This is a genomic window from uncultured Odoribacter sp., assembly GCF_937966165.1.
Lineage (GTDB): Bacteria > Bacteroidota > Bacteroidia > Bacteroidales > Marinifilaceae > Culturomica.
Genome location: NZ_CALCLB010000008.1, coordinates 1 through 4,136, shown reverse-complemented (window position 1 = coordinate 4,136; position 4,136 = coordinate 1). Strand labels below are relative to the sequence as shown.

Genomic DNA, 4,136 nt, shown 5'->3' with positions numbered 1-4,136 from the left:
AAGTTTGTTCGATATTCTGGGAGGAACTGATTTGTGGGGAGGAGGCGTGTCCTATTCGTACGACAGTTTGATCGGACCTATAGACGTGGTGCTCAATCTCTCGAACTGGGATAAGAAATTGGGATTTTATTTCAATTTGGGATATTATTTTTAGTAAGGGGTCCACTGAAGTGTTGTTAATGTGCTATTTAATAGAAGTGAAAAACAATGAGATTTTTTATTTTTTTAGGAATAATCTGTTTGCTCATTGCCTGTAAACAGGAACAATACCGGCATGTAGAAGGCAAGATTTACGGAACTTATTACCGGATTATTTATGAATCGAAAGAGGATTTTTCAGAAAGTCTGAAAACGGAAATGGAGAAAGTGAATACCTCTTTATCTATGTTTAATCCTCAGTCAGTCGTTGCGAAATGGAACCGGGGAGAGAGTAAGGAAGTGGATTCTTTGTTTATTCGTATGTACCGGACGGCGGAAAAAATAAACCGGGAAACAAACGGGGCTTTTGATATTACTGTGGCTCCACTGGCTAATGCTTGGGGATTTGGCTATAAGCAGAATCGTTTTCCGAATCCGGAAGAAATAGATTCTCTTTTGCAATATATCGGCATGGACAAATTGAAAGTAGAGGAGGGATATTTGTTGAAAGAGAAAGCAGGAATGGAAATTGATGCCAGTTCTATTGCGAAAGGTTTAGGGGTGGACCTGGTTGCTGAGTTTCTGGATGCCTGTGAAGTCCGGAATTATATGGTTGATATTGGCGGAGAAATACGGGTCAGAGGGGAAAGTGACAAAAAAAGACCTTGGAGAATAGGAATTGATAAACCGATTGATGATATAGCCATTCAGGGAAGAGAATTACAAATGGTTATCCGGTTTACAAAGGGAGCGGTTGCTACTTCCGGGAACTATCGCAATTATTATATACACGAAGGCAGGAAATATGCTCATACCATTAATCCGCGTACCGGTTATCCCGTGCAGCGGGACATCCTCAGTTCGAGTGTATATGCTCCGACTTGTATGGAAGCAGATGCCTATGCGACAGCTTTTATGGTGCTTGGGTTAGAAGAAAGTAAAAAAATTGTTGAAAATAACACTGAAATAGAGGTTTGCTTCGTATATGAACAAAATGGCGAAAACAGGGTTTGGATGACAGAAAAATTTAAAGATTTAATCATGAAGGAAGAGTAGAAAAAATAAAAGTGTTCACAGGAAAACTATAAAATGATTAAGGGGTCAGGCAGATTTGGAATACTATTATTTCTATGGGTAGAAATGTTTTTTTCTACCGGACTTTTTGCGGCTCCTGTACAGGACAGCATTACAGTAAAAAAAGACAATATCCTTTCTGTTCCTGTCGTATACCGTCCGGATAGTTTGATCCGGGATACTTTAACATATGAATATACCCGGATCAAAAATGCAGCCTATAAATCTTCTTTTACGAAAGAATTGTACAAGCTGATTTTTGTAAATCCTAAACGTAACCGGGTAAATGTCATGCGGACCCAGAACAGTGAAGCCCGTTTTGAAGCTTATGCCGGAAAAACCATTCAAAAGATTAATATTAAAGTGCTTCCTCCGTATGGAGCGAGTGTGTACGATACTACTTATACAGAAGTAGATTTGGGGTGGTTGAGAAATGCTGCTAATAAAATTCATATGAAGTCTTCTGAGCGGACGCTGCAAAGGCAGTTGACTATAAAACCCGGAATGGTGTTAATACCCTTTGAATTAGTACAGAATGAGATCCTGATCCGACAGTTGGACTATATAGATGACGTTACAATAATGGTAGATGAAGATCCTCAAAACCCCCAGGAAGTTATCCTGACGGTTATCTGCAGGGATGATTTTTCCTGGGGTGCTGAAGTTTCTTCTAATTTTTTAAATAATGCCCGCGTCAAATTAATCAATAAAAATTTTATGAAATTGGGGCATATTGTAGAATATCAGATTAGTTACAGGGGAACAAAAGAACAAAAATGGGGGAATTTGTTGGAATACAAGGTAAACAGTATATTTGGTACCCATTTTGATGTGAGAGGTTATTATCAGAATGATTACATATCGAAACAGGTTTGGGGTGAAATCAACCGGCAATTTCTGACTTCCCGGGTAAAATGGGCAGGAGGGTTGACAATCAGCCGGATTTTTCGTTCCGATGAATTACCGGACATCAATATTGAACATCAGCAGATCCCTTTTAATTATCATTCTCAGGACCTTTGGGTAGGAAGATCCCTTTTGTTGAGATCCCGGCACCGTTATACACGGAATATTTATTTTACAGCCCGTTTTTTAAATACAGTATTCAATAAACGGCCTTTTGTATCTTCGGATACAAATCAATTTTACTATAACCGGAGAAACGTGTTTTGGGCTTTCACGTACCGGAAACTGAAATATTACAAAGCTAACCTGATTTACGATTTCGGACGTACGGAAGATGTCCCTACCGGACTTTATTCTGCTTTGACTTTTGGGTTTGAACATAATGAGTTTCAGAATTCAGGTTATATTGGATACGAAGCCCGTTATTCCCATTTCAATCGCCATACGGAACGTTTTTATGCTGCTGATATTGCACTTGGATCGTATGTAAATGAGGGGGGATTTGAAAGAGGACTTTTAAAATTAGGACTTCATCACATCAGCAATTTGCAAGCATTGGGAAACTGGCGTTTCCGTTTTTATAATGATGTAAATTATATTACAGGTATCCGGCGTTATCCTTCCGATTATCTCCATTTTCAGGATTATGATATTTTAGGTTTCGATTCGGACACCCTGGGGGGAAATCAGAAGCTTTCCACTTCTTTATCTGCTACCTTCTTTCTGCCTTATATCAAAAAAGGATTTCGTATGTCCTTAACAGGTTTTGTCGATGTTGGTGTTTTGGCTCCGGAGAACAAATCGATATTTAAAAGTGAAACGTATTGGGGGATCGGAGCTGCTGTGACGTTGAGAAACGATAATATTGTATTTAAAAATATTACTCTCCGCTTATCTTTTTATCCACGGGTGCCTTCAGATGTGAGGGGGTTCCAGGCTTCTATGTCCGGAAATTTGCAGAATGGTTTCTATGATTATCGGGTAGACAGACCGAGGGTGATCCCTTATGAATAAAAGGGATGAGATTCTGTATCAAAAAAGTGTACTGGGAAGGATATTGAAAATATGATTATTTTACTATTCGTAATTTATGTTTTAGGATTTGAAAAACTGAATAATTTTTTATGTAATTCTTATTCTATTAAGAATATAATGAAGAAAAAAATGAAAAATATAGAGTAAGAATAAATATTTATGGTGAAAATAATAGTAATTGTTATATTTTTGCCGTATAAAACAGGACTGACGAATAAAAGCTAGCCCTTTACTTCCTGAAAGTCGGCTAATCAGTAATGATTTTTGATTTGAATTGACCATCGTTTTTACTTTTTAGTCAGATAATTATCAATGATCATAATTGGCTGTACATTTACTGTATCGGGTTGTTTAATAATGGATTGGACCTGAATGAGTACCTTAAAATCAATTAGCGAATGAAAAAAGTTTTATTATTTTCTCTGTTTTTATTGTGTGGTTTATTTTTTTCTCAGTTATTACCTTCCGTTTTTGAGCAATCTTATTCCCGTTTTGAGTTGGTTTTTAAAAATTTGATGTTTGTTTGTCTGGCTTTTATTATGATCAATGTAGGACGGGAGTTTGAATTGGATAAAAGCCGTTGGAAATCTTATGCGCAGGACTATTTTATTGCAATGGCTACGGCTGCTGTTCCCTGGTTATTGATTGCTTTTTATTATATTTATATTTTGCCGGGAAATGATTTGTCCTGGGATAAGAATTTGCTGGTAAGCCGGTTTGCAGCACCGACTTCTGCCGGAATTCTCTTTACGATGCTGGCTGCTGCTGGATTGAAGAAGGAATGGATTTATCAGAAAACGCAGGTGTTGGCCATTTTCGACGATTTGGATACCATTTTATTGATGATTCCGTTGCAGATACTAATGATTGGTTTCAAATGGCAGTTATTCATCATTGTTTTGGTCGTTTGCGTTTTATTGATATTCGGATGGAGGAAATTGAGCAGTCTGTCTTTACCCCAATCCTGGAAAGCCATTCTCCTT

General features: G+C 37.6%; 3 protein-coding genes and 1 pseudogene. All 4 read left to right on the top strand.

Translation table 11 applies throughout. The annotated features are described in order from the left end of the window. The first annotated feature begins 4 nt into the window (after window positions 1-4). On the top strand, window positions 5-154 hold the full coding sequence (locus Q0465_RS03015; protein WP_367274296.1) for a hypothetical protein: 150 nt from the start codon (window positions 5-7) through the stop codon (window positions 152-154). A gap of 53 nt (window positions 155-207) precedes the next feature. After that, on the top strand, window positions 208-1,194 hold the full coding sequence (locus Q0465_RS03010) for an FAD:protein FMN transferase (RefSeq protein WP_298612623.1): 987 nt from the start codon (window positions 208-210) through the stop codon (window positions 1,192-1,194). 33 nt (window positions 1,195-1,227) lie between these two features. Beyond that, window positions 1,228-3,132, top strand: a complete 1,905-nt coding sequence (locus tag Q0465_RS03005; protein ID WP_298612621.1) for a hypothetical protein — start codon at window positions 1,228-1,230, stop codon at window positions 3,130-3,132. Window positions 3,133-3,551: 419 nt separating this feature from the next. After that, a pseudogene (locus tag Q0465_RS03000) lies at window positions 3,552-4,136 on the top strand (sodium:proton antiporter); the annotation flags it as partial.

Coding starts and splice junctions, on each gene's coding strand:
- Q0465_RS03010 (WP_298612623.1), top strand. CDS start 208: ATGAGATTTTTTATTTTTTTAGGAATAATCTGTTTGCTCATTGCCTGT.
- Q0465_RS03005 (WP_298612621.1), top strand. CDS start 1,228: ATGATTAAGGGGTCAGGCAGATTTGGAATACTATTATTTCTATGGGTA.